This window comes from Bradyrhizobium barranii subsp. barranii (assembly GCF_017565645.3).
GTDB lineage: Bacteria > Pseudomonadota > Alphaproteobacteria > Rhizobiales > Xanthobacteraceae > Bradyrhizobium > Bradyrhizobium barranii.
Window position 1 is genome coordinate 5,928,892 of sequence record NZ_CP086136.1, and the last position, 22,667, is coordinate 5,951,558.

General features: G+C 63.8%; 20 protein-coding genes and 1 riboswitch. Of the genes, 4 read left to right on the top strand and 16 right to left on the bottom strand.

From position 1 onward, the window contains the following. Positions 1-69 precede the first annotated feature (69 nt). Positions 70-1,860, bottom strand: a complete 1,791-nt coding sequence (argS, locus tag J4G43_RS28660; RefSeq protein ID WP_208087025.1) for an arginine--tRNA ligase — start codon at positions 1,858-1,860, stop codon at positions 70-72. 9 nt (positions 1,861-1,869) lie between these two features. Beyond that, positions 1,870-3,078 carry a deoxyguanosinetriphosphate triphosphohydrolase gene (locus J4G43_RS28665; RefSeq protein ID WP_208087026.1) on the bottom strand — a complete coding sequence of 403 codons (1,209 nt, stop codon included), beginning with the start codon at positions 3,076-3,078 and terminating at the stop codon, positions 1,870-1,872. Between the two features lie 123 nt (positions 3,079-3,201). Here J4G43_RS28665 and erpA point away from each other — a divergent pair, with 123 nt between their 5' ends. Further along, a complete protein-coding gene (gene erpA / locus J4G43_RS28670) occupies positions 3,202-3,531 on the top strand; it encodes an iron-sulfur cluster insertion protein ErpA (protein WP_014495044.1) in 330 nt (109 codons plus the stop codon). A 274-nt stretch (positions 3,532-3,805) separates the two neighbouring features. Here erpA and J4G43_RS28675 read toward each other — a convergent pair whose 3' ends face one another. Beyond that, the gene (locus J4G43_RS28675) at positions 3,806-4,327 is read right to left on the bottom strand and encodes a methyltransferase family protein (protein ID WP_085404644.1); all 522 of its coding nucleotides are present in this window, start codon (positions 4,325-4,327) and stop codon (positions 3,806-3,808) included. A gap of 249 nt (positions 4,328-4,576) precedes the next feature. On the opposite strand from J4G43_RS28675, the gene J4G43_RS28680 reads away from it, so the two are divergent. Beyond that, complete coding sequence (locus J4G43_RS28680) at positions 4,577-5,479, top strand: hypothetical protein (protein WP_208087027.1); 903 nt, start codon at positions 4,577-4,579, stop codon at positions 5,477-5,479. A gap of 77 nt (positions 5,480-5,556) precedes the next feature. Here the strand turns inward: J4G43_RS28680 and J4G43_RS28685 are convergent, their stop codons facing one another. Then, positions 5,557-7,887 carry a hybrid sensor histidine kinase/response regulator gene (locus J4G43_RS28685; protein WP_208087028.1) on the bottom strand — a complete coding sequence of 777 codons (2,331 nt, stop codon included), beginning with the start codon at positions 7,885-7,887 and terminating at the stop codon, positions 5,557-5,559. A gap of 133 nt (positions 7,888-8,020) precedes the next feature. Between J4G43_RS28685 and xth the strand changes: the two genes are divergently transcribed. Then, positions 8,021-8,818, top strand: coding sequence for an exodeoxyribonuclease III (gene xth / locus J4G43_RS28690; RefSeq protein ID WP_208087029.1), 798 nt, complete (start codon positions 8,021-8,023; stop codon positions 8,816-8,818). A 64-nt stretch (positions 8,819-8,882) separates the two neighbouring features. On the opposite strand, the gene J4G43_RS28695 is transcribed toward xth, so the two are convergent. From J4G43_RS28695 to J4G43_RS28745, 11 genes are all read right to left on the bottom strand, one after another. Then, the gene (locus J4G43_RS28695) at positions 8,883-9,713 is read right to left on the bottom strand and encodes a tetratricopeptide repeat protein (protein WP_071913596.1); all 831 of its coding nucleotides are present in this window, start codon (positions 9,711-9,713) and stop codon (positions 8,883-8,885) included. After that, positions 9,700-11,424 (bottom strand): dihydroxy-acid dehydratase, encoded by a 1,725-nt coding sequence (gene ilvD, locus J4G43_RS28700; RefSeq protein ID WP_038976266.1) that lies wholly within the window; start codon positions 11,422-11,424, stop codon positions 9,700-9,702. Before ilvD ends, J4G43_RS28695 begins: the two co-directional genes overlap by 14 nt. Before the next feature lie 412 nt (positions 11,425-11,836). Beyond that, the gene (locus J4G43_RS28705) at positions 11,837-12,295 is read right to left on the bottom strand and encodes a GNAT family N-acetyltransferase (protein ID WP_208087030.1); all 459 of its coding nucleotides are present in this window, start codon (positions 12,293-12,295) and stop codon (positions 11,837-11,839) included. A 75-nt stretch (positions 12,296-12,370) separates the two neighbouring features. Further along, the gene (locus J4G43_RS28710) at positions 12,371-13,525 is read right to left on the bottom strand and encodes a ribonucleotide-diphosphate reductase subunit beta (RefSeq protein ID WP_208087031.1); all 1,155 of its coding nucleotides are present in this window, start codon (positions 13,523-13,525) and stop codon (positions 12,371-12,373) included. A gap of 10 nt (positions 13,526-13,535) precedes the next feature. Further along, positions 13,536-16,439 (bottom strand): ribonucleoside-diphosphate reductase subunit alpha, encoded by a 2,904-nt coding sequence (locus tag J4G43_RS28715; RefSeq protein ID WP_208087032.1) that lies wholly within the window; start codon positions 16,437-16,439, stop codon positions 13,536-13,538. A gap of 122 nt (positions 16,440-16,561) precedes the next feature. After that, positions 16,562-16,779: riboswitch (cobalamin riboswitch) on the bottom strand. A 94-nt stretch (positions 16,780-16,873) separates the two neighbouring features. Then, on the bottom strand, positions 16,874-17,629 hold the full coding sequence (locus tag J4G43_RS28720) for a CbtA family protein (RefSeq protein ID WP_071913587.1): 756 nt from the start codon (positions 17,627-17,629) through the stop codon (positions 16,874-16,876). A 10-nt stretch (positions 17,630-17,639) separates the two neighbouring features. After that, positions 17,640-17,822, bottom strand: coding sequence for a CbtB domain-containing protein (locus J4G43_RS28725; RefSeq protein ID WP_208087033.1), 183 nt, complete (start codon positions 17,820-17,822; stop codon positions 17,640-17,642). A gap of 2 nt (positions 17,823-17,824) precedes the next feature. Beyond that, complete coding sequence (locus J4G43_RS28730) at positions 17,825-18,115, bottom strand: hypothetical protein (RefSeq protein WP_208087034.1); 291 nt, start codon at positions 18,113-18,115, stop codon at positions 17,825-17,827. Further along, positions 18,112-18,693 (bottom strand): hypothetical protein, encoded by a 582-nt coding sequence (locus tag J4G43_RS28735; protein WP_208087035.1) that lies wholly within the window; start codon positions 18,691-18,693, stop codon positions 18,112-18,114. Before J4G43_RS28735 ends, J4G43_RS28730 begins: the two co-directional genes overlap by 4 nt. Positions 18,694-18,754: 61 nt before the next feature. Further along, complete coding sequence (locus tag J4G43_RS28740; RefSeq protein WP_208087036.1) at positions 18,755-19,765, bottom strand: DUF6925 family protein; 1,011 nt, start codon at positions 19,763-19,765, stop codon at positions 18,755-18,757. Between the two features lie 17 nt (positions 19,766-19,782). Then, a complete protein-coding gene (locus J4G43_RS28745; RefSeq protein WP_208087037.1) occupies positions 19,783-20,019 on the bottom strand; it encodes a TonB-dependent receptor in 237 nt (78 codons plus the stop codon). 119 nt (positions 20,020-20,138) lie between these two features. On the opposite strand from J4G43_RS28745, the gene J4G43_RS28750 reads away from it, so the two are divergent. Further along, positions 20,139-21,268, top strand: a protein-coding gene (locus tag J4G43_RS28750) for an IS3-like element ISRj2 family transposase (RefSeq protein WP_129557670.1) whose coding sequence is annotated in 2 segments (ribosomal slippage) — positions 20,139-20,391 and positions 20,391-21,268 — 1,131 coding nt in all. Because the reading frame shifts where the segments join, the coding sequence is not laid out codon by codon here. 103 nt (positions 21,269-21,371) lie between these two features. Here J4G43_RS28750 and J4G43_RS28755 read toward each other — a convergent pair. Then, positions 21,372-21,851 (bottom strand): TonB-dependent receptor plug domain-containing protein, encoded by a 480-nt coding sequence (locus tag J4G43_RS28755; RefSeq protein ID WP_225005765.1) that lies wholly within the window; start codon positions 21,849-21,851, stop codon positions 21,372-21,374. Positions 21,852-22,667 lie beyond the last annotated feature (816 nt).

Here is a 22,667-nt window from a genome sequence, read left to right on the forward strand (position 1 = left end):
CAACCAAGTCTAAGCGGTCCGGCTTCTGCCGGTTACCCCCAAAATTCCCCTTAAGTAGTTCGCCCCAAACTACCGCATCTCGTCCGGAGCATGGACGCCGAGGATGGCGAGGCCCGATGCCAGGACAGAGACGACGCCCTGGACCATGGCCAGTCGCGCCTTTGTAAGATCTGCATCATTATTGATAATGAAGCGTAAATAGGGCAAATCGCGCCCCTTCGTCCAAAGTGCGTGAAATTCGCTCGCTAAGTCATAGAGATAGAAGGCAATTCGGTGCGGCTCATGGGCTGCGGCGGCGGCCTCCAGCATGCGCGGAAAAATTGCGAGGCGCTTGAGCAGCTCGAGCTCGACCGGGTCCGATAGTCGTTCCACCGCCGACTCGCCGAGCCACGCGATGCGCTTGCCGGTATCCTCAGGCAGTTCCGGGAACACTTCGGCCCGGGCGTTGCGGAAGATCGAGTGGCCGCGGGCGTGGCCGTACTGGACGTAGAATACCGGGTTGTCGCGCGACTGCTCCATGACCTTGGCGAGGTCGAAGTCGAGCACCGCATCGTTCTTGCGGTAGAGCATCATGAAGCGGACGGCGTCCTGGCCGACCTCATCCACCACTTCGCGCAAGGTGACGAAGTCCCCGCTCCGCTTCGACATTTTCACCGGCTCGCCGTTGCGCAGCAACTTCACGAGTTGGACGATCTTGACGTCGAGCGCGCCCTTGCCTGATGTCGTCGCCTTCACCGCCGCCTGCATGCGCTTGATGTAGCCGCCATGGTCGGCGCCCCACACGTCGATCATCTCGGCAAAGCCGCGATCGAACTTGTTCTTGTGGTAGGCGATATCCGAGGCGAAGTAGGTGTAGGAATTGTCCGACTTGATCAGCGGACGATCGACATCGTCGCCGTAAGCGGTCGCCTTGAACAGGAGCTGCTCGCGGTCTTCCCAATCCTCGACCGGCGCGCCCTTCGGCGGCGGCAGGCGGCCTTCATAGATGTCGCCCTTGGCCTTCAGGAAGTCGATGGTCTCGGCGACCTTGTTGTTGCCGGTCTCGATCAGCGAGCGCTCCGAGAAAAACACGTCGTGGCGGATGTTGAGGGCGGCGAGATCGTCCTTGATCTCGTCCATCATCATCGCGATTGCCTTGGCGCGCACCGTCGGCAGCCACTCGGCCTCGCTCATCGCGAGCAGCTTGTCGCCGTGCTCCTTCGCCAGCGCCGCGCCCACCGGCTTCAGATAGTCGCCGGGATACAGCCCTTCCGGGATCGCGCCGATGTTTTCGCCAAGTGCCTCGCGGTACCGCAGGAAGGCAGAACGCGCGAGCACGTCGACCTGGGCGCCGGCATCGTTGATGTAGTATTCGCGGGTGACGTCGTGGCCGCCGAACTGGAGCAGGCTTGCGAGCGCGTCGCCAAACACGGCGCCGCGGCAATGGCCAACATGCATCGGTCCGGTCGGGTTCGCCGAGACGTATTCGACATTGACTTTGGAGCCACCGCGGACGCGGCCGTAGTCAGCCCCCTCGCGCAGCACCGTCCGCAGCGCCTCGGCCCAGGCGGTCGGCTTCAGCGTCAAATTGATGAAGCCGGGGCCGGCGACGTCGACCTTGGCAATCAGCGCGTCGGCACGGAGCCGCTCGGCGATCTGCTCGGCGAGGTCGCGGGGCTTTGCCTTTGCCTCTTTCGCAAGCACCATGGCGGCGTTGGTCGCCATGTCGCCATGGGAGGCGTCGCGCGGCGGCTCGACCACCACGCGCGAGAAATCGATACCCTCGGGCCAGTTGGCGTCCGCTGCGAGCGCGCGGCAGGCGGCGTGCACGCGTGCGAGCACGTCGGCGAACAGGTGCAGTGCTGAGGATGTGTCGGGCATGGCCGCCGCCTAACGCAAATCCGGGGTCGAGTCAAAGAGCCGCTGGTGCTCGGTCAGGGCGAAACGGTCGGTCATTCCGGCAATGAAATTGCCGATCCGGCGGGCCCGGTCGCCCTCATTGTCCGCCTCCGCCCCCAGCAGCCATTCCGGTGGCAGCTCTCCGGGCGATGTCAGGTATTTTGCGAACAGGTCGAACAGGATCTGTTCCGCCTCCCCCATCACCCGCATCACCCGCTTGTGGCGGTACATGTGCTGATAGAGAAAGCGCTTGATGGCGGCCTCCTCCTCGGCAACCGCCGCCGGGAACGTGACCAGCGCCCGGCTCTGCCGGCGCACGTCCTGGGCCGACTGCGGTTTCACGGCGGCGAGGTTCTTCTGCGCCTCCGAATACACCGCACCGATCAGGTGTGAGATCAGCTCGCGCACCAGCTCGGCGCCGCGCCGGACGTCTTCGAGATCGGGATAATGCGCTGAGGTCTCGGCGATGATCTCCGCGGTCAGCGGCATCACCTTGAGATCATCGAGATGGAACAGGCCGGCGCGCAGACCGTCATCGATGTCGTGGGCGTCATAGGCGATGTCGTCGGCGATCGCGGCGACCTGCGCCTCCAGCGAGGCGAAGCTCCACAATTCAAGATCGTAGGTCTTGATGTAGTCGGCGATGCCGACCGGAATGCCATGCTCGCGATAGGGCCCGACCGGCGTGCCGCTGCGATCCGTCAGCGGGCCGTTGTGCTTGACGATGCCCTCCAGCGACTCCCAGGTCAGGTTGAGACCGTCGAACTCCGGATAGCGGTGCTCGAGCGACGCGACGACCCGCAAGGTCTGGGCGTTGTGGTCGAAGCCGCCAAAATCCTTCAGGCAGGCATCCAGCGCCCGCTCGCCGGCGTGCCCGAACGGCGGATGGCCGAGATCATGAGCCAGCGCCAACGTTTCCGTGAGGTCCTCGTCCAACCCGAGCTGCCGGGCTAGGGCGCGAGCGATCTGCGCCACCTCCAGCGAATGGGTCAGCCGGGTGCGGTAGTGGTCGCCCTCGTGGAACACGAAGACCTGGGTCTTGTACTTCAGGCGGCGGAACGCGGTGGAGTGGATCACCCGGTCGCAATCCCGCCGGAACGGGCTGCGGGTCCGGCTCGGCGGCTCCACGACCAGCCGGCCGCGGCTGCGGTCGGGGTCGCAGGCATAGGGCGCACGGGGGGCTGCCATTCCGACGGACACGACGAATTTAGTCCCTATCCATTTGATTCTGCGTATGCTTGCACTTAACTATGCCGGACGCGGGATACCAAATGAATTGGGCAAGTGAACTTGGTATGACCGCGGGACTATCGGAGACGAGCTATGACGACTGACGTGACCATCAGTGACCGCGCCGCACGCCGGATTGGGGAGATCCTCAAGGGCGAAGGTTCTGGCGCGATGCTGCGCATCTCCGTCGAGGGCGGCGGCTGCTCGGGCTTCCAGTACAAGTTCGACATCGACCGCGACCGCACCGACGACGATCTCGTGATCGAGCAGGAGAATGCGGTCGTGCTGGTCGATTCCGCCTCCCAGCCGTTCCTGGCGGGCTCGCAGGTCGATTTCGTCGACGATCTGATCGGCGCCTCGTTCCGCGTCAACAATCCCAATGCCACCGCCTCGTGCGGCTGCGGGACCAGCTTCTCGATCTAGCCCGACTTAAAATCTGAAAAACAACCCCATGCAAAGTAGCCGGGAGCCGGCACAATGCATTTCGGACTTCACGAAAATCGTTTGACGCGTCGGGCAAATCAGGGGTAATTTGTGATCATCGCGAGGTCCCCAAGGGGGCTCGGCGGGTCCGATACAGTCTGACGCCGAAGCGGCCCCTGCCGCAGTCCAATCATTCTAGAAAGTTCGAATCTCGTCAGCGGCGCCATTTTACGACAGGGCACGCTACTACGCCCTTCCCGCGGTGGCGCCCGCGTCACGAATGATTCCGGCGTCGTGCGGCTCGCCAGGGCGTGAGCCGCGGAATCCAGCGCGGGACATTGGCCCGGAAATCCTCGTACTCCGTTCCGAAGCTACGAACGAGCGCCGGCTCCTCGTACCCCACGACAAACGCGTGGAAGGCGAGCCACACCAACACACCGTACACAAGAAGGCGCTGGTCGCCGAACAAGGCCGCTTGGCCCAGAATGACGGCGACAAGGGCAACGTAAATAGGATTGCGCACATAGCGATAGAGACCCGTCACCACGAGGTTCTGCGTCGGTGCGATCGGCGCCGGCGTGCCCAATCCTTGCAGCGCAAAGCGTGCAAACGAGTCGACAAGCCCGGGTAGACCGGCGACGATCAACAGGATCCCGACGGCGCGTGTCGCGTCGAGATCGAAGAAGGGCGGCCGAAACTCCCAACGCGTAATCCACCAGGGAACGAGCCCCGCCACTGTGGTGGGCGCAACCGCAAAGAAGAGGGCGGAGCCCAATATCGCGATCGTTTTCGGCATGGCACCTCCTTCCAGTCCTGTCGCAATGTTAATGCAGCCATGTCCGGTCAGCGCGTTCAGCGGAAGTAGGCGGTGGCCCATCCAAAATCCGGTTGCTCATCATAGCAGCATCGGCGGCTCACGCCCGCCCTGGGCAGCAGTCGAGCAAAATTGAACGTTGCATCATAGCGCCACGACGAAGCAATAGTGCCCATCTTCATCTGCCGTGGCATCTGCCGTGGCGCGCCAATAGCGGTAGTAAATTATCCAATGCGAGTTATTGATCGTCTGTTCTCTTGCCTCGCTCTATTCCTTGCAATCGCAGCCGTCCCGGTGCTTCACGCGCGCGCGGCCGAAACCTGCCCGTTCATCAGCGCCCAGGAGCTCGCCCGCGCGATGCCGGCGCTCAAATGGTCACTGATTTCAAATCAGGACGGCCGCGGCTGCATCTACCAGGGCGGGCGCGGCGACACGATGATGTTGACCGTGTTCCGCAATCCCGACAAGGACCGCGCCAGGGAATTGTACGCGACCTTCGTCAAGACGCTTGGTGAGCGCATGCCGCTGAACGCGGTCGCGGGGATCGGCGACGAAGGCCAGGGCGGAACGAGCGCCGCCGGCGCGGAACGCCAGGAAGCCTCGGTCGTCGCCTTGTCCGGCGATTACATTCTGCAGATCAGCGTCTATCCGATCGGCCGCCGTGCCGACGACGCGCTGCTCGGACCGCTCACAGATGCCGCGCGCGTTGCCATCGCCAACGTGAGCAAGAGCAGCGAGCGGTTTGGCAATTGCGAGTGGCTCACGGCCGCCGATGCCGACGGCTTTCTCGACAAGAGCACGCTGACGGTCCAGCGGACCGGCGCCGGCAGCTGCATGATGTTCGATCGCGAGGCCAATACCATGACCGTCGCGGTGATCGCGATGTCGCGCGACACGGTCATCGGCATGATGAAGCGCGCGGGCCCCTGCAAACATTTGACGATACCCGAGCTCGGCAGTGAAGCGTTCGGCGAGCATTCCTGCACCAAGGGCAACGGCAACGCCGTCAACATCTATGTCTGGAAGAACGGCAGGCAGGCTTCGATCCTGTTTGCGCCGGTCAAGCCGCATCCCGAGTCCGGCTCGGTCGAGCGCCTGAGGGCGGTCGCCGGGCGCGTCTATGGAAAACTGTAACGGCGCCGCGTTACATTGCCGGCGCACGCGCCCGTAGCCGTCCTGCGGCTGCGGGACCAGCTTCTCGATCTGACCGGCTAGACGCCGGTCATCTGCCTTTCCTCGTCCGTCCACGCGACGTCGATCGGCGTCAGCTCCGGCTGAAGCGGCGCGTCCTCCGACATCGTGTGGCCGTCGAGCGCGCGCAGCAAGGCGGCGGCAAGCGCGGGCTTACGTAGCGGCTTTGCCAAAAAGTCAGACATGCCGGCCTCGCGGCAAATCTTGACGTCCTCGGGGAAGGCGTTGGCGGTCAGCGCGACGATCGGCAAGGCTTCGAAGCGCCCGCCTTGCGCGCGGATCGCCCGCGTCGCGGCAAGGCCGTCCATGTCCGGCATGCGCACATCCATCAGCACGACATCGTAATCGCTCTCCGAGGCAGCCTCGACCGCCTGGACGCCGTCGGTGACGACGCGCAGCTCGACGTCGAACGCCCCCAACATCTTGGTCACGACCATGCGGTTGACGGCATCGTCCTCGGCAACCAGCACCCTCAGCGGCCGGTCGAGTCCCGCGATCCGCGCCTTGAGCTCGTCGGCTTCATCGCTGCCCGCGGCCTGGTCGGAGGCCTGCGCCTGGCTCCAGGGCAGCACCAGCGTGAAGCGGAAGGTCGAGCCCTCGCCCGGCGTCGAGGTGACGCCGATGGTGCCGCCCATCTGCTCGATGATGCGCCGGGAGATTGCAAGCCCAAGCCCGGTGCCGCCGAAGCGGCGACTGATCGAGGCGTCGGCCTGCGCGAAGTCGGAGAACAGCTCCCCGAGCTTCTCGGGCGCGATGCCGATGCCGCTGTCGGTCACGGTCCATTCGACGGTCGCAAGCAGATCGCGGCGCGCCTGGCAGGTGGCCTTGATCGTCACCTCGCCTTCGTCGGTGAACTTTACCGCGTTGGAGGCGAGGTTGAGCAGCACCTGCCGGATCCGCGCGACATCACCGCGCAGCGTCGGCGGCAGGTTCGGGTCGAGCTCGACCTTGACGGCGAGCCCCTTGCTCTTGGCGCCTGCGCGCACGACGGTCGCAACCGTCTCGACCAGCGCCTGCGGCGCAAAGTCGATCGCCTCGAACGCGAAGCGTCCGGCCTCGAGCTTGGACAGATCAAGGATATCGTTGAGGATGCGCTGGAGATTGTCGCCGGACTCGCGGATCGAAGTGACGGCCTCGTGCTGCTCCGGATCGAGCTTGGTTTCCAGCAGCATGCTGGCAAGCCCGAGCACGCCGTTCATGGGCGTGCGGATCTCGTGGCTCATCACCGCGAGGAAGTCGGACTTCGCGCGGCTCTCGGCTTCGGCCTTTTCCGCGCGCCAGCGCTCGGTGACGTCGCGGCCGAAGCCGCGATAGCCGAGGAACTGGCCGTCGCGGTCGTAGGCCGGCTTCGCAGTCAGCGACCACAGCCGCGCCTCGCCGCCGGCGACGACCTTGAGGTTCATCTCGTGCAGCGGCTCGCTCTGCTCCATCAGGCCGACGACGTTGTAGGCTGCGCTCTTGTCGTCGGGACAGAGCATGTCGAGCACGTCGACGAAATGCGAGCCCTTCAGCAGCGGAAGCGGAAGCTGCGCCACTTCGGCGAAGCGTTGGGGCACGTCGACGAGATGCCCTTCGGCGTCGGTCTGCCACAACCAGTCGCTGGCGTTCTCCTGAAAGTCCTTCAGCAGCAGCGAGATGATCTCGGTCTGACGTTCGAGCTCGAGCCGGGCCTTGAGATTGCCGAGGAACAGATTGCCCTGCGAGACGATGTTACGCGCCATGAAGAACGCGAACAGCAGCAGGAACACCGCGGTTAGCAGATACGGCCCGGTGCCGCACAGGAACAGCGCGCCGGCGCAGGCCATCGTCACGGTCGCGAGATAGACGAGGCCCGCGCGCGGGAAGGTCGACAGCGTGACGGCGCCGCCGGACATCATGCCGACCATCAGGCAGGCCAGGATGAGCTGACTGGTCGGCTCGACCCGGCTGAACAGCGCGAGCGGCAGCGTGCCCCAGATCGCCGCGAGGAAGAACGCCTGCCGCAGCATCTGCCGCGCGGCGCGCGGTGATGCTTCCTGCGGCGGGTTTTGATGCGACCGCCGCCACGCGCGCACGGCAAGCGAAGCGGTGACGGCGAGGGTCATGCCCCAGATTGCGAGGAAATCGTTCCAGCCCCTGCCCCAGAACAGGATCAGCACGATGGCGACGTTGAGCATGGTGACAGCCATGGTCACCGGGATCGCGCGCATCACCGCGTCGATCTGCTTGGCGCGGATGCGGCGCAGCTCGCGCTCGCTGAGATTGGCAGTCAGGCCGTCCTCGATCTCGAAGCCGCCGAGCCAGTACAGGAACGCGCCGATCAGGCCGTCGCGCGGCTCAGCTTGCTTCATGGATTTGTCCGGCCATCCCATTCGAAAAACCTTTTCGGTATCAATGGCCCGAGCCCGGCTTAAGCCGGGTTAATTTTGTGGGAGATTTTGCGGCGTCCTTGACGGGCGCGTTTGCAGTTTGTTCTAACCATGACCCCTGCCCGGAGCCCCACCAATGCCCATCAGAGTTGCTACCTGGAACGTGAACTCGGTCCGGCAGCGGATCGACCTGCTGCTGACCTGGCTGAAGGAATGCCAGCCGGACATCGTCTGCCTCCAGGAGATCAAATGCATCGACGAGGCCTTCCCGCGGCTGGAGATCGAGGCGCTGGGCTACAACGTGGTCACCCACGGTCAGAAGACCTTCAACGGCGTCGCTTTGCTTTCGAAGCTCCGCTTCGACGAGACCAAGTCGGGCCTCGCCGGCGACGACGAGGACGCCCATGCCCGTTTCCTCGAGGGTGTGGTCACGCTCAAGCACGGCGTGCTGCGCATTGCCTGCCTCTATCTGCCCAATGGCAACCCGGTCGGGACCGAGAAATATCCCTACAAGCTCAAATGGATGTCGCGGCTTCTTGAGTATTCGAGGGAGCGCCTCAAGGCCGAGGAGCCGCTGATCCTCGCAGGCGACTTCAACGTCATCCCGCATGCCCGCGACGTCCATAATCCCGCCGCCTGGACCGAGGACGCCCTGTTCAAGGCCGAGACGCGGGAGAGCTTTCAGTCCCTGCTGGGCCTCGGCCTCACCGACGCCCTGCGCGCGGTCACCGACGAGCCCGGGCTCTACACCTTCTGGGACTACCAGGCCGGCGCCTGGCAGAAAAACCATGGCTTGAGGATCGACCATCTGCTGCTGTCGCCGCAGGCCAGCGACCGGCTCGCCAATGTCGGCATCGACAGCTATGTGCGGGCCTGGGAGAAGCCGTCGGACCACGTGCCGGTATGGGCGGATCTGGATCTGGAGGCGGCTTGAGCAGATGGCGCCGGCGGACTGCGCTTCGCGCAGCCGCGGGCTAACCTACCCGGCGGGGTACCTACTACCGGCGGCCCTGAACGCCCTGCACCCACTGTTCCAGCATTTGCAGGCACATGGCGCGGTCGTCGTCCGAGGCCTTGGCGAAAGCGCGATTGTAGCTTTCCTTGATCCAGGTTTCCTCAATACCGGCGCTGTCACGCGCCAGCGTCAGCCACATCAGGCCACGCGCGGCCTGCCGCGGCAGGCGGTCGCCATTGAACAGCATCTGGCCGAGCAGCGCCTGCGCCTCGTGCTGGCCCTTCTGGGCGGCAAGGCCGAGCCAGCGCGCGCCATAGCGGAAATCCTCGCGCGAGGCGTCCGGGGTCTTCAGATACAGCCGGGCGAGATCGTACTGCGCATCCGCATTGCCGAAATAGGAGGCCGCATAGGAGAACATCTCCCGCGCCCGGTCCGGATCCGACTTGATCTTCGAGTTCGGGATACCGCTCAGATAGTAGCGGCCGAGCGCGACGAAGGCGTTGGCCACGACCTGCGCCTGCGGCGCCGACGGGCTGTCCTCGGCATGCGCATTGGCGATGCGGCTGAAATATTCGAAGGCGCGCACATCGTCCTGGGCGACGCCGTCGCCATCGGCATACATGCGGCCGAGCTTGAACTGAGCGCCGGGATGACCGCCTTCGGCGGCATATTGCAGGGCGCTGAGCGAGGTTTCCTGGGGCGTGGTCGCCGGTGCCGCCACCTTGCTGCGCACGGCACCCGCGGCGCCCGGCAAGGTGGTCACGACCGGGAGGGCCGCATCCTTGCTGGCCGAGCCGTCAAAGGCGAGCGCCGGCGCGGCCAGTGCACCGACCCCCAACACAAACGCAACTATGGCACGCCTAGATGTCCGCATAGCACTGTTTCTCGTGCGCGCCGCCCGGATGGGTCACTGCCCCACCGACCGCTGGTCCAACCTGCTGAGCATACTTCCAGAGCGCACCCGACGTGTGGTTAGTCGCGCGAGCGCTCCATTTGGTCTTGCGCTGGGCGAGCTCTTGGTCGCTCAATTTTACGTTAAGGGTACCTGCGACCGCGTCGATCTCGATGATGTCGCCATCCTCGAGCAGCCCGATCGGGCCGCCGATGGCGGCTTCCGGCCCAACATGACCGATGCAGAAGCCGCGGGTGGCGCCGGAGAAGCGGCCGTCGGTGATGAGCGCGATCTTGCCGCCCATGCCCTGGCCGGTCAGCGCCGCGGTGGTCTGGAGCATTTCCCGCATGCCGGGACCGCCCTTGGGGCCCTCGTAGCGGATCACGATGACTTCGCCTTCCCTGTAGGTGCGGTTCTGGACGGCCTCGAAGGCGTCCTCCTCCCGGTCGAAGCATCGCGCCGGACCGGTGAACCTCAGGTTAGACATTCCCGCGACTTTCACGATCGCACCTTCTGGCGCCAGATTGCCCTTCAGACCAACCACACCACCAGTGACGGTGATCGGCTTGTCTGCCGGGTGCACCACATCCTGGTGCGGATTCCATTTAACGCTTTTGAGGTTTTCGGCGATCGTTCGACCGGTGACCGTAATGCAGTCGCCGTGGAGAAATCCGTTGTCGAGCAGCGTCTTCATCAGAAGCGGTATGCCACCTACTTCAAACATGTCTTTGGCGACATAACGGCCACCCGGCTTCAAATCCGCGACATATGGTGTCTTTTTGAAGATTTCGGCGACGTCGAACAGGTCGAACTTAATGCCGCACTCATGCGCGATTGCCGGCAGGTGCAGTGCAGCATTAGTCGAGCCGCCGGACGCCGCGACCACGGCGGCGGCGTTCTCCAGCGCCTTCCGTGTCACGATGTCGCGCGGCCGGAGGTTGGAGGCAATCAGGTCCATGACCTTCTCGCCCGCGGTCATGCAGAAAGCGTCGCGGATTTCATACGGCGCCGGGGCGCCGGCCGAGTACGGCAGCGCCAGGCCGATCGCCTCGGAGACGGTCGCCATAGTGTTGGCGGTGAACTGCGCACCGCAGGCGCCCGCCGAGGGGCAGGCCACGCGCTCGATCTCGTCGAGGTCCTCGTCCGACATGGCGCCGACCGAGTGCTTGCCGACAGCCTCGAACATGTCCTGCACGGTGACCTGCTGTCCGCGGAAATTGCCGGGCAGGATCGAGCCACCGTAGATGAAGATCGAGGGCACGTTGAGACGGACCATCGCCATCATCATGCCCGGCAGCGACTTGTCGCAACCGGCAAGGCCCACGAGCGCATCATAGGCGTGGCCGCGCACGGTCAGCTCGACGGAATCGGCGATGCACTCGCGCGACGGCAGCGACGAGCGCATGCCGTCATGGCCCATGGCGATGCCGTCGGTGACGGTGATGGTGCAGAATTCACGGGGGGTGCCGCCGGCCGACGCGACGCCCTTCTTCACCGCCTGCGCCTGGCGCATCAGGGAGATGTTGCAGGGGGCGGCCTCGTTCCAGCAGGAGGCGACGCCGACGAAGGGCTGGTGGATCTGCTCGGTGGTCAGACCCATGGCGTAGAAATAGGACCGGTGCGGCGCGCGCGTCGGGCCTTCCGTCACGTGACGGCTCGGCAGCCTCTGCTTGATGTCGGTCTTTGCGTCCATCGCAAACCAGTTTCCCCGGCCAACCCTTTCAGACCCGAAAAATCAGAGCCAAGATTTGAATCGACCTTGGGATTTTCCGTCCTTCGAAGACCGCCGATGCCCTTCAAACTTTAGAGCGATTTTATTCATGTTCGGGTGTGGCTAAAAAGCGGCGCTGATGCGAACGGACGGAGATAAGGGTTTAATCCAAGATGAGTGTTGCAGAGACAGCACAATCGTTACCGGGAAGACACGGGTTGGCTTACTGCAATACCCTCGTGATTATGACAATCCACAACTTGAGATTTCAAAGCCGCTCCGGCGCGCCCCAGCGCGGGTCTCGGGAACGGAGCGTGCCTCACCTGAGTCGCGGCGGCCCGCAGTACCAACCCCGTCATCCTGAGGCAGGAGTGATGAGCGCGAAGCGCCCAGCTCAATCCGTCAGGTCGAGCCGCATGAACTGGTTGTGCGGGCTTGCCTCATAGTCAGCGAACGGCGCGCAGGAGACAAAACCGGCGCTGCGGTAGAGCGAGATGGCGGGCGCGTGCAGGGCTGCCGTGCCGGTCTCCAGGCTGAGGTGCACGTAACCCCGCCTGCGGGCTTCAGCGATGATATGGCCCAGCAGTGCGCGCCCTACCCCGGTGCCCCGTGCAGCCGGCGCGGCACGCATCGACTTCACCTCGCCATGCGTATGATCCAGCTCCTTCAGCGCACCGAACCCGAGCAGGACATCGTCCTGCCAAGCCGTCCAGAAGGTCACGGTGGCAGCCGAAAGGCCGGTGGCATCGAGAGCGAAGGCGCGCTCGGCCATGAGGCTGCGCAGCTCCTCGAGATGATGTGCCAACAAGTCGGCGACATAGGGCGCCGTCGGATCGTCTCGTCTGATCTCCACCTCATCCCCCTGCTGTCGCACGCGTGCCACCGTTTAAGCACAGGTGACACGCCCGCGGCATAGCCATGACCGGTGCTATTCCCAAGTCAGCGCACCACCATTCTGGTATTCGATGACGCGGGTCTCGAAGAAGTTCTTCTCCTTCTTCAGATCCATTGCCTCGGACATCCACGGGAACGGGTTCTCGACCTCGGCGAACACCGGAGCCAGCCCGATCTGCGCACAGCGCCGGTTGGCGATGAAGTGCATGTACTGCTCGCACAGCGCCGCGTTGAGCCCAAGAAAGCCGCGCGGCATCGTATCGCGTCCGTAGGCGGCTTCGAGCTCGGCGGCATCCCGGATCATGCCGCGGATCTCGTCCTGGAACGCTGCCGTCCACAGATGTGGGTTCTCGATCTTGATCTGGTTGATCACGTCGATGCCGAAGTTGAGATGGATGCTCTCGTCGCGCAGGATGTATTGATACTGCTCGGCGATGCCGACCATCTTGTTGCGGCGGCCGAGCGATAGGATCTGCGCGAAGCCGGTGTAGAACCACATGCCCTCGAACACGACGTAGAAGGCGACGAGATCGCGCAGGAAGGCGCGGTCGCTATCCGGCGTCCCCGTCTGGAACGACGGATCGTCCAGGTGCTGCGTGTGCTTGAGCGCCCAGGCCGCCTTGTCCGTGATCGACGGCACCTCGCGGTACATGTTGAACAGCTCGCCCTCGTCGAGGCCGAGGCTTTCGACGATATACTGGAAGGTGTGGGTGTGCACCGCCTCCTCGAAGGCCTGCCGAAGGAGGTACTGCCGGCACTCCGGATTGGTGAGGTGTCGGTAGATCGCCAGCACGATGTTGTTGGCGACGAGCGATTCAGAGGCTGCGAAGAAGCCGAGATTGCGCTTGATCGCGCGCCGCTCGTCCTCCGTCAGCCCGTCCCGCGACTTCCATAGCGCGATGTCGGCCTGCATCGAGACTTCGGTCGGCATCCAGTGATTGTTGCAGCCTGAGAGATACTTCTCCCAGGCCCATTTATACTTCAGCGGAAGCAGCTGGTTGACGTCGGCGCGGCAGTTGATCATCCGCTTCTCGTCGACCGAGACGCGGCCGCCGGCGCGATCGATCGCACCTAAGCCGGTCGGGTCGGTCGGCTCGAGCTTGAGTTGGGTCTGCGGACGCAGTGCGGTGGCGAGACTTGAGACGGCAGGAGCGGCTGCTGTGGTTTCGGTATCGGACCAGTCGAGCATCGTCATCTCCTCACTGGCACGCTTCGCATTCGGGATCGTCGATCCGGCAGGCCTTGATGCCGTCGAGGTCCGGTGCCGCTGCGGTCGGGATCACGATCGGCGCGTGCGACACCGCCACTGACGCGGACACCGCATTGAGCTTTCCGTCGGTGCCCTTCAACGTCGATTTCTCGACATGCGTGGCGCTGCGCGAGCGCAAATAGTAGGTCGTCTTCAAGCCGCGCCGCCAGGCCAGCCGGTAGAGCGCATCGAGCTTCTTGCCGGAGGGATTGGCGATGTAGAGGTTGAGCGACTGCGACTGGTCGATCCATTTCTGCCGGCGCGCGGCCGCCTCGATCAGCCAGGCGCTGTCGATCTCGAAGGCGGTGGCGTAGAGCGCCTTCAGATCGTCAGGAACGCGGTCGATCTGGCCCACGCTGCCGTCGAAATATTTGAGGTCGGAGACCATCACCTCGTCCCAAAGCCCCCTCGCCTTGAGGTCGCGCACCAGGAACTCGTTCACGACCGTGAAGTCGCCGGACATGTTCGATTTCACGAACAGGTTTTGGTAGTTCGGCTCGATCGACTGCGAGACGCAGCAGATGTTGGAGATCGTCGCCGTCGGCGCGATCGCCATGACGTTCGAGTTGCGCATGCCGCTGGACGTGACCTTCTTGCGCAGGCGATCCCAGTCGAGCGTTGCGGAGCGATCGACGTCGAGACCACCGCGCGCGTCGGCGAGAAGCTGGATGGAGTCGAGCGGCAAGACGCCCTTCGACCACAGCGAGCCCTCGAAGCTCGGATAGCGTCCGCGCTCCGCGGCGAGATCGGACGACGCTTCGATCGCGTGGAACGAGATTGCCTCCATGCTGGTGTCGGCAAACGCCACGGCCGCGTCGGACGCGGTCGGAATGCGCTGGACCTGAAGCGCTTCCTGAAAGCCCATCAGGCCGAGCCCGACGGGACGATGACGCATGTTGGAGCGGCGCGCTTCGGGGATCGTGTAGAAATTGATGTCGATGACGTTGTCGAGCATCCGTACTGATGTCGTCACCGTCCGCTTCAGCTTGGCATGGTCGAGTCCATTGGGACCGACATGGTTGAGCATGTTGATGGAGCCGAGATTGCAGACCGCGACCTCGTCGGCCGAGGTGTTGAGCGTGATCTCGGTGCAGAGGTTCGAAGAATGGATCACGCCCACGTGGCGTTGCGGCGAACGCAGATTGCAGGGGTCCTTGAAGGTGATCCAGGGATGACCGGTCTCGAACAGCATGGTCAGCATGCGACGCCAGAGGTCGCTCGCACGCACGGTCTTGAAGACGCGCATGCCGCCGGCTTTCGCCTTGGCCTCATAGGCCTCGTAAGCCGACTTGAACGCCTCGCCGTAGAGATCGTGCAAATCGGGCGTCTCGTCCGGCGAAAACAGCGTCCATTCGCCGTCGATATCGACGCGCTGCATGAACAGGTCCGGCACCCAATTGGCCGTGTTCATGTCGTGGGTACGACGGCGGTCGTCGCCGGTGTTCTTGCGCAGGTCGAGGAATTCCTCGATGTCGACGTGCCAGGTCTCCAGATAGGCGCAGACGGCGCCCTTGCGCTTGCCGCCCTGGTTGACGGCAATCGCGGTGTCGTTGGCAACCTTCAGGAACGGGATGATGCCCTGGCTCTCGCCGTTGGTGCCCTTGATGTGGGCGCCGAGACCACGCACCGGCGTCCAGTCGTTGCCGAGACCGCCGGAATACTTTGCCAGCAGTGCGTTGTCCTTGATCGACTTGAAGATGCCGTCGAGGTCGTCGGACACCGTCGTGAGGAAGCAGGACGACAATTGCGGACGCAGCGTACCCGAATTGAACAGCGTCGGCGTCGAGGCCATGAAGTCGAACGATGACAGCAGATCGTAGAACTCGATCGCCTTGGCCTCTCGGTCGATCTCGCGAACCGCAAGACCCATCGCGACGCGCATGAAGAAGGCTTGCGGCAATTCGATCCGCTTGCCGCGGACGTGCAGGAAGTAGCGGTCGTACAGCGTCTGGAGGCCGAGGAACTGGAAGTTCAGGTCGCGCTCGGGCTTGAGTGCAGCCGCGATCCGGCCGAGGTCGAAGCGGGTCAGTTCAGGATCGAGCAGTTCGGCAGCGATGCCGGTCTTCACATAGGCCGGGAAATATTCGGCATAGCGCACAGCCATATCGGCCTGCGAGGCGGAGATCGGCACGGCATGGACATAGGACAGCACCTCGCCGCGCAGCTTGTCGAGCAGCAGGCGCGCGCTGACATAGGCGTAATTCGGCTCCTGCTCGACCAGCGTGCGCGAGGCCATGATCGAGGCCAGCGCCAGTTCGTCCTGGCTGATGCCGTCGTAGAGATTGCGGGTGGTCTCGGTGAGCACGGGTGCCGCGGAGACGCCGTCGAGACCGGCGCAGGCTTCGCCGATAATCAGCGCGAGCCGCTTGGTGTCGAGACCAACGCGCGAACCGTCGGCGAGCGTGACATGAAGTGCCGGCGCGACAGCGGGCGTCGCTTCCGCGGCCGCCTCCTCGGCTCGCTGGCGCGACCGCTCCTCGCGGTACAGCACATAGGCGCGTGCGACCTTGTGATGCTCGCTCCGCATCAAGGCGAGCTCGACCTGGTCCTGCACGTCCTCGATATGGAAGGTGCGTCCCTCGCCTGCCCGCCGCATCAGCGCAGCGACGACTTCGGCCGTGAGCTGCTCCACGCTCTCATGGACGCGACGCGAGGCGACCGCGCTGGTGCCTTCGACCGCAAGGAAAGCCTTGGTCATGGCGACCGCGATCTTGGCGGAATCGAACGGCGAGACCTTGCCGTTGCGACGGATGATCTGCATGGCCGGCTCGCTCGAAGCAGGCGCAAGCGATTGTGGACGCAAATGAACGATGGGTGCGGAAGCGGTGTCCGCGTCGTGCAGGTTGAGTAACATCAAAGGGCCCCGTGATGCGCGCGTTGTGTTTGAACGGGGCTGTAAGGAAGGACGCTGCAGAAACGCCGGCGGCAGAGTTGCCGGGCGGTGCATGCAAGCGACCGCCGGACACCCCGCCCGTGGACGTTCAGATCGTCGCGGCAGGTCTCCTGGCTCGCAGGTCATCGCCCACTTCCCGTCTTCCCGGCGCGAAAGGCACCAGTGACGATTGTTCGGAAGCAGCTCGCTGCTGACAGTTGCGGGGGCAGCGCCGGAATTCCACGCTCTCGCGCGGTTCACCGGCTTCCCTCTTAGCCACTAAATCTTGCGATCCAGCGGAACCGTGACGCCCACATGTGGTGACATATGCAGCCGGGTGTCAACGATTCGTTGGCAGGCTTGGCGCGGATTTCCTGTGGAATGCGGTGATGGCGGGCGTGAAGCCAGGCAGGATTCTAGGCACGCACATCCGTACTATGATCGAAGCGCGCGAAGATCGCACTTGTCACAGCACCGAGCAGGCTCCAGAAAATCAAGCTCGTCACCGTGACCGCGGTGACGAACTGATGCGACAGCGAGGACGGCACGTTGGTCTCGACGTGCGCCAGCTCGGGCGCGCCGATCATATGGGGCAAGATCAGCAGGATGACGCCCGCAATTGCCGCCGGCACCGAGTGGCGAAAGACGATCAACGCCAAGCCAGCAGCCGTCGCAAATATGGCGGCCAGCCACCAGATCTGGCGCGACAGCAGCGGTGCAGCCGGCACGCCCGGCAGCTCCGGCGGCAAGCCGAGGCCGGGGGCAATGGTGAACACGGCAAAACCTGCCAATCCCCACATCAGGCCTTCATGCCAGGAGACGCCCGCGCCGGTCGCGCCGCTGCGAACAGCAAAGAAGCCAGCCAGGAGCAGTGCGAAGCCGATCGCGGTCAGCACGTTCGCGGCCGCCGTATAGGCGTTGCGCTCGAATCCGTCTCGCGGCTCCCACGCCTCGGCGCCATGATCATGGTCGGCGTGATCATGGCTTGCATGGTCATGGCCAGCCGCAGCCGCCTGCGGCGCGTCGTGCTGATGGGTCTCCGCCGCCTTCTCGAAGACCTCGGCTTTCAGGATCAGGGGAACGGTGCCGAACTGCTGGGCGACCGTGACGATGAGACCAACGATGAAACCGGCAATGACCGACGAGAAAACGATCGAACGAAACGTACTCATGCCGCCCCGGTTAGTGGCAGGGGAATGCGTTCGAGTGGCGCACGTCGTGCGCGGCATTGTGAACGATGTCGATATGCGAGAATCCCACGACGCCGACGATGAACAAGCCGAGCACCATGGCCATCAGGGCTTGCGAAAGCCGTCCCGCCTGTCCGACTGCGATCGGAAGATGTGCGACATGGGACTGGCTCATAGCTATTCTCCGTTAGCGATTTGGTCGTTTTCTAACAGCTTCCGGGTGATATCGCGACTGGTAAGATGCAGGCTCGTCCCTGCCGAAATGCCTTTACGGGCGATCTTGGCGCCAGCGGCCTCCCGAAATACAGCCTCAAAACGCCGGAAATAGCTGAGGCAATCCTCCGCAGAGGGCTCCACGCCGATCAAAGTCCGGAATGCGCCGCGATGCACGGCGCAAATCGCGCCGTGTCCCCTGACTGCAAAGACAAGGGACGTGATGTCATCACGCCAATGGGCCTCGTCGTTCAAGCCGACATCGCGCGTCCGCGCCCGAACGGATCGACCAGGCGGACAATCTCGCAGGCGGCGACGAGGCCGGCGAGCCAGACGGCGCTGGTCAGCCCGATGCGCGTCACGATGGCCGCAGTGAACGCGCCCTCTCCGCCAAGGAACGGCGTCGCGGCAAGCAGCGCGAGCTCATAGGCGGCGTAGGCGGCGACGAGCGCGATGGCCAGCATCAGCGGCGTGCGGCCCTGCGGCAGCAGGCGGAGAACGGTCGATGCCGCTGCCGTCGACAGCAACGCGGCAGCACCGATGACAAAGCCCCAGGCGATGGTGCTGCCATCGATGGGATAGTGCAGCACGCCGAAGCCGATGGTCTGGTTCACGAGCCAGGCGCCGGTGACGACGAGCAGCGCCGGACGCATCGGCAGCATCGCGGCGGCGACGACGGCGAACGCCGCAAACGGCGTCGCGCAGGCAAGCGCGAAGCTCGCGAGCGCGCATGACATCGTCAGCAGTGCAAAGCAGAACATCTGCGCGAGGCGCGAGGTGACCGGATGAAGGCGGAAACGGTCGGCGTGGGGCGGCAGGATGGTTACAGTCATGGAACGATCTCCTTGTGGGATTTGTAGCACAATTTTGCTGGAACGCGGCAGCACGTCTGACTCAGTGAAGAGCCTCCATGGGATCTTCAGTCTCGGCTGGATCGCGCCGGTCGTAGGCGGCAAGCCAGGCGGCGAGTGTCGCGGTGTGCGGCTCCATGGCCGCCAATTGGCGCAAGGCCACGCGAACGGTGGCGCGCGCTGTGCGATCGGGCGGAAGCGTCACTATCTCAGGTCCCCGCCCCTTCGCGACCGCCTCGACCACGGCCCTCTTGCACGCCATCAGCTCCGGCAGCCCATAGAGTTCGAGCAGCGCCTGGAAGGCTGCGTGATGATCCGGCCGAAAAGCGCGCTTGCGGCCGAGCTGATCGCGGAGCGGATGGGCCGGATAGAGATGCGCGCAGGGGATCCACCCCTCAGGCAGCGGCTCGGTGGCGGCATGGGTGCGGCGATGCGCGAGCAGCTTTGGCAGGACGTGGGTGTGCGGGCCGTCAGGGCTTCGCCCACCCGGCGGCGGGATCGGCTGGAATACCTCGGCGCGCCCGATGCGGCTGGTGAAGACGCGGTGCGGATTGGCGGCCAGAATGATCCGCATGGCGTCGCTTTCGGGTGCGAACACGGATTGGCCCGTGCGGCTCCTGAGCGCGGCGACGGCATCGGCATCGCTGACGCGGATGCAGGCGTCGATCTGCAACGTTCCGAGACCAAGGTCGAACAGGATGCCGCTGCGATCCCTCGTCAGGAGCGCCTCGATATCCGGACCGAGCTCGGTCAGCACGGTACGACCACTCATGGCGCTGGCTTCATGCGGAAGGCACAGCGCGATGCGGTGGCTCCAGCTATCCGTGGTCGGCGATTCCGACGCGATCAGGCGCAGATCCGGGTGGGAGACAACGCGCATCCCACCCTTCTGCGTCACGACGCTGATCCCGTTGCGCGACTGCTCCATATCGAAGGCCTCACCGGGCTCGCGTGTGAACTCGGCAATGGCACCGAACGTGCCGACGCTCCAGCCGGCCTCAGCGTCGGCAAGCTGGCTTGCGATCAGGTCCATGAGCGGATCGGCCGTCGTCATGAGGCTTCTCTCTCTCGCTATCTGGCGTCGTAATTCGCCAGGCGAATGCCGCCATAGACGCCCAGTCCCGGCTGCAGAAAGCCAGTCGGATTTTGATAGTGCACATTGGCGAGATTATCGACCCGGCCGAACACCTTCACCTGGTCGGTGACCAGATATTCGGCTGCGACGTTGACGACAGTGTAGGCCGGAGCCAGCAGACGCAGAATGCTGAAGTCGCGGTTACCATCGACGAAACTCCCGACGTGCAACACGGTTGCGGAAAGTGTCAGCGGATCGATCGGAAGAGCTGGCCCCGCAAATTCGGACAGTAGCTTGAGTGGATTTTCTGCCTGACAGCGGCGAGGATTCTTGCTGCGAATCAGGAGCGAAGATGACGAAGAAGAGCCGCCGGACGCATTCTCCGGCATTCAAGGCGAAGGTTGCTTTGGCTGCGGTCAAAGGCGACAAGACACTGGCGGAGCTGGCGCAACTGTTTGATGTTCATCCGAACCAGATCACGATCTGGAAAAACCAGCTCCTGGAAGGCGCCGCCGGCGTGTTTGGGCATGACAAGACATCGGCCGAGACGCCGGTCGATTTGAAGGCGTTACATGCCAAGATCGGCGAGCTGGCGTTGGAAAACGATTTTTTGTCCGGCGCGCTCACCAAGGCGGGCCTGCTGAGCGCAAAGCGATGATCGACCGCGATCATGATCTTTCTATCGTGCGCCAGGCGAAGGTCCTGAAGCTGGCTCGCAGCACGGTCTACTATGAACCTCGGCCAGTTTCGGCCGAGGACCTTGCCTTGATGCGTCGGCTCGATGAGCTGCATCTCGATTATCCCTTCGCGGGAGCGCGTATGCTGCGATCGTTGCTGCGGCGGGAGGGCGTATACGCCGGTCGCCGCCACATCGCGACGCTGATGAAGCGCATGGGGATCGAGGCGGTCTATCGTCGCCCGAACACGAGCAAGCCGGCTCCGGGTCACAAGATCTACCCGTACCTGTTGCGCGGATTGAAGATCGAGCGGCCCGACCATGCGTGGGCAATGGACATCACCTACATTCCGATGCGGCGTGGCTTCGTCTATCTCGCGGCGGTCGTCGATGTGTTCAGCCGACGGGTCCTGGCCCATCGCGTCTCGATCACAATGGAGGCGGCCTTCTGCGTCGAAGCGGTCCAGGAGGCGTTGGCGAAGCACGGCAGGCCCGAGATTTTCAACACGGATCAGGGCAGCCAGTTCACCAGCCTCGAGTTCACCGATGTGCTGCTGGACGCGAAGATCGCCATCAGCATGGACGGCAAGGGCGCCTGGCGCGACAACGTGTTTGTCGAGCGGCTCTGGCGCACGGTCAAATACGAAGAAGTATATCTCCGCGCCTACGACAGCGTGTCCGAGGCGCGAGCGTCAATTGCCAAGTATCTGGCCTTCTACAATCAGGGACGCCCTCACTCGAGCCTTGACGGGCGCACGCCCGACGAGGCTTACTTCGGCACGCAAGCTATGGTGATGGCCGCATGACCGTCGCCGACGGTTTTGTCGTCGCTCTGGTCGGGCTACGCCCTCCCGACGCAACGACAAAACCGTAAAGCCCCGCGTTCAGCATAACCCGGCAGGAATCCACTTAAATCCAGCGGGGCGCTGTCCAAACAACCGGGGCCAGCTCTGGATTCCAGATGACATTTGCGCTCCACTTCTCCTTCGGACGCCTCAGGAGCTCCAGTCCTGCCGTCGCATCGACCGCGCGGGTAAAAGTGTAGTCGGCACGAACGCGAAGCCGGTCGGTGATCGCAGCCGCGACGAAGCTCTCCGTGCCCTCCGTGATCGCCTTGCCGATATTGGTGTTGGTGCTCGTGAATGTCAGGGGATCGAACGTGCTCTGGATCAGGTCCGTGATGTTGTTGCGGAAGTAGGTCGACCCGAAGCGAACGCGATCGCCAAACAAGGGTTGCTCGAAGCCGGCGTCGTATCCGACGCTTTCCTCGGGCTTGAGGTTGGGATTTGCAAAGAAGAAGAACGCGGGAAAGCTGACGTAAAGCTGGTTGAGCGTTGGCGCCTTGAACCCCGTGCCGTAGCTTCCCTTGAACTTCGTATCCGTGACCAGGCACGATCACGGCAGACGCCAGACGAAAGGTCGGATGCTCTCCAAACCGCTCGTTGTCGTCCTGCCGGACGTTGGCCGTGAAGAAGATGCGATCCCGGAACTGGGACTGCAGCTCCATATATCCGGCCTTGTTGACGTTTTGCGCCGAGACCGTCGCCGTTTGCAGTGTTTCGGTCTCATGTTCCGCGCCAATGATGACATTGTTGTTGGGCGCGAGCTGGGTCGTGGTGTGCCAATCATACTTGACGCGATCGCCGGTCGTGATCGTGGGCATCACGTCGCCGGGCGAGATGTTGTAGTTCCAGTGATTGGTGTAGTTGACGCCGAAATAGCTTTTCATCCGGTCGTCGAGAGCGGACCAGACCGCCTCCCCGCGCGTGAAGAGCTGGTGCACCGTCTGCGTGCTTTGCGCGGCCGCGGGAAAGCTCGCGGATGTGACGGGATCGAAGGTGTCTCCGGTAAAGCGCAGGGTGGCGTCGGTGTACCGCGCCACGCCGTTGAGCGTCAGGTTTTCGCTCAATTCGGCGCCAAGCTTCGTCGAATAGGTCATGTTGTCGTAATAGTTGCCGATCGCCTTCTGCCCCGGCGGCAGCAATTCGACCGGTGTCACCGGCACGTCGTTCGCGTGGAAATGCGCGACGTTGAAGGCATAGTTGAAGTGGTCCTGTGAACCGCTCAGACCTGCGGTCTGGTTGAACGTTCCGAACGAGCCTCCCTCGACCGAGCCGGTCGCGCGGGCGGGACCGTCACCCTTCTTCGTCACGATGGAGATCACGCCCCCCAGCGCGTCTGCGCCGTAGAGACCGCCCTGCGGAC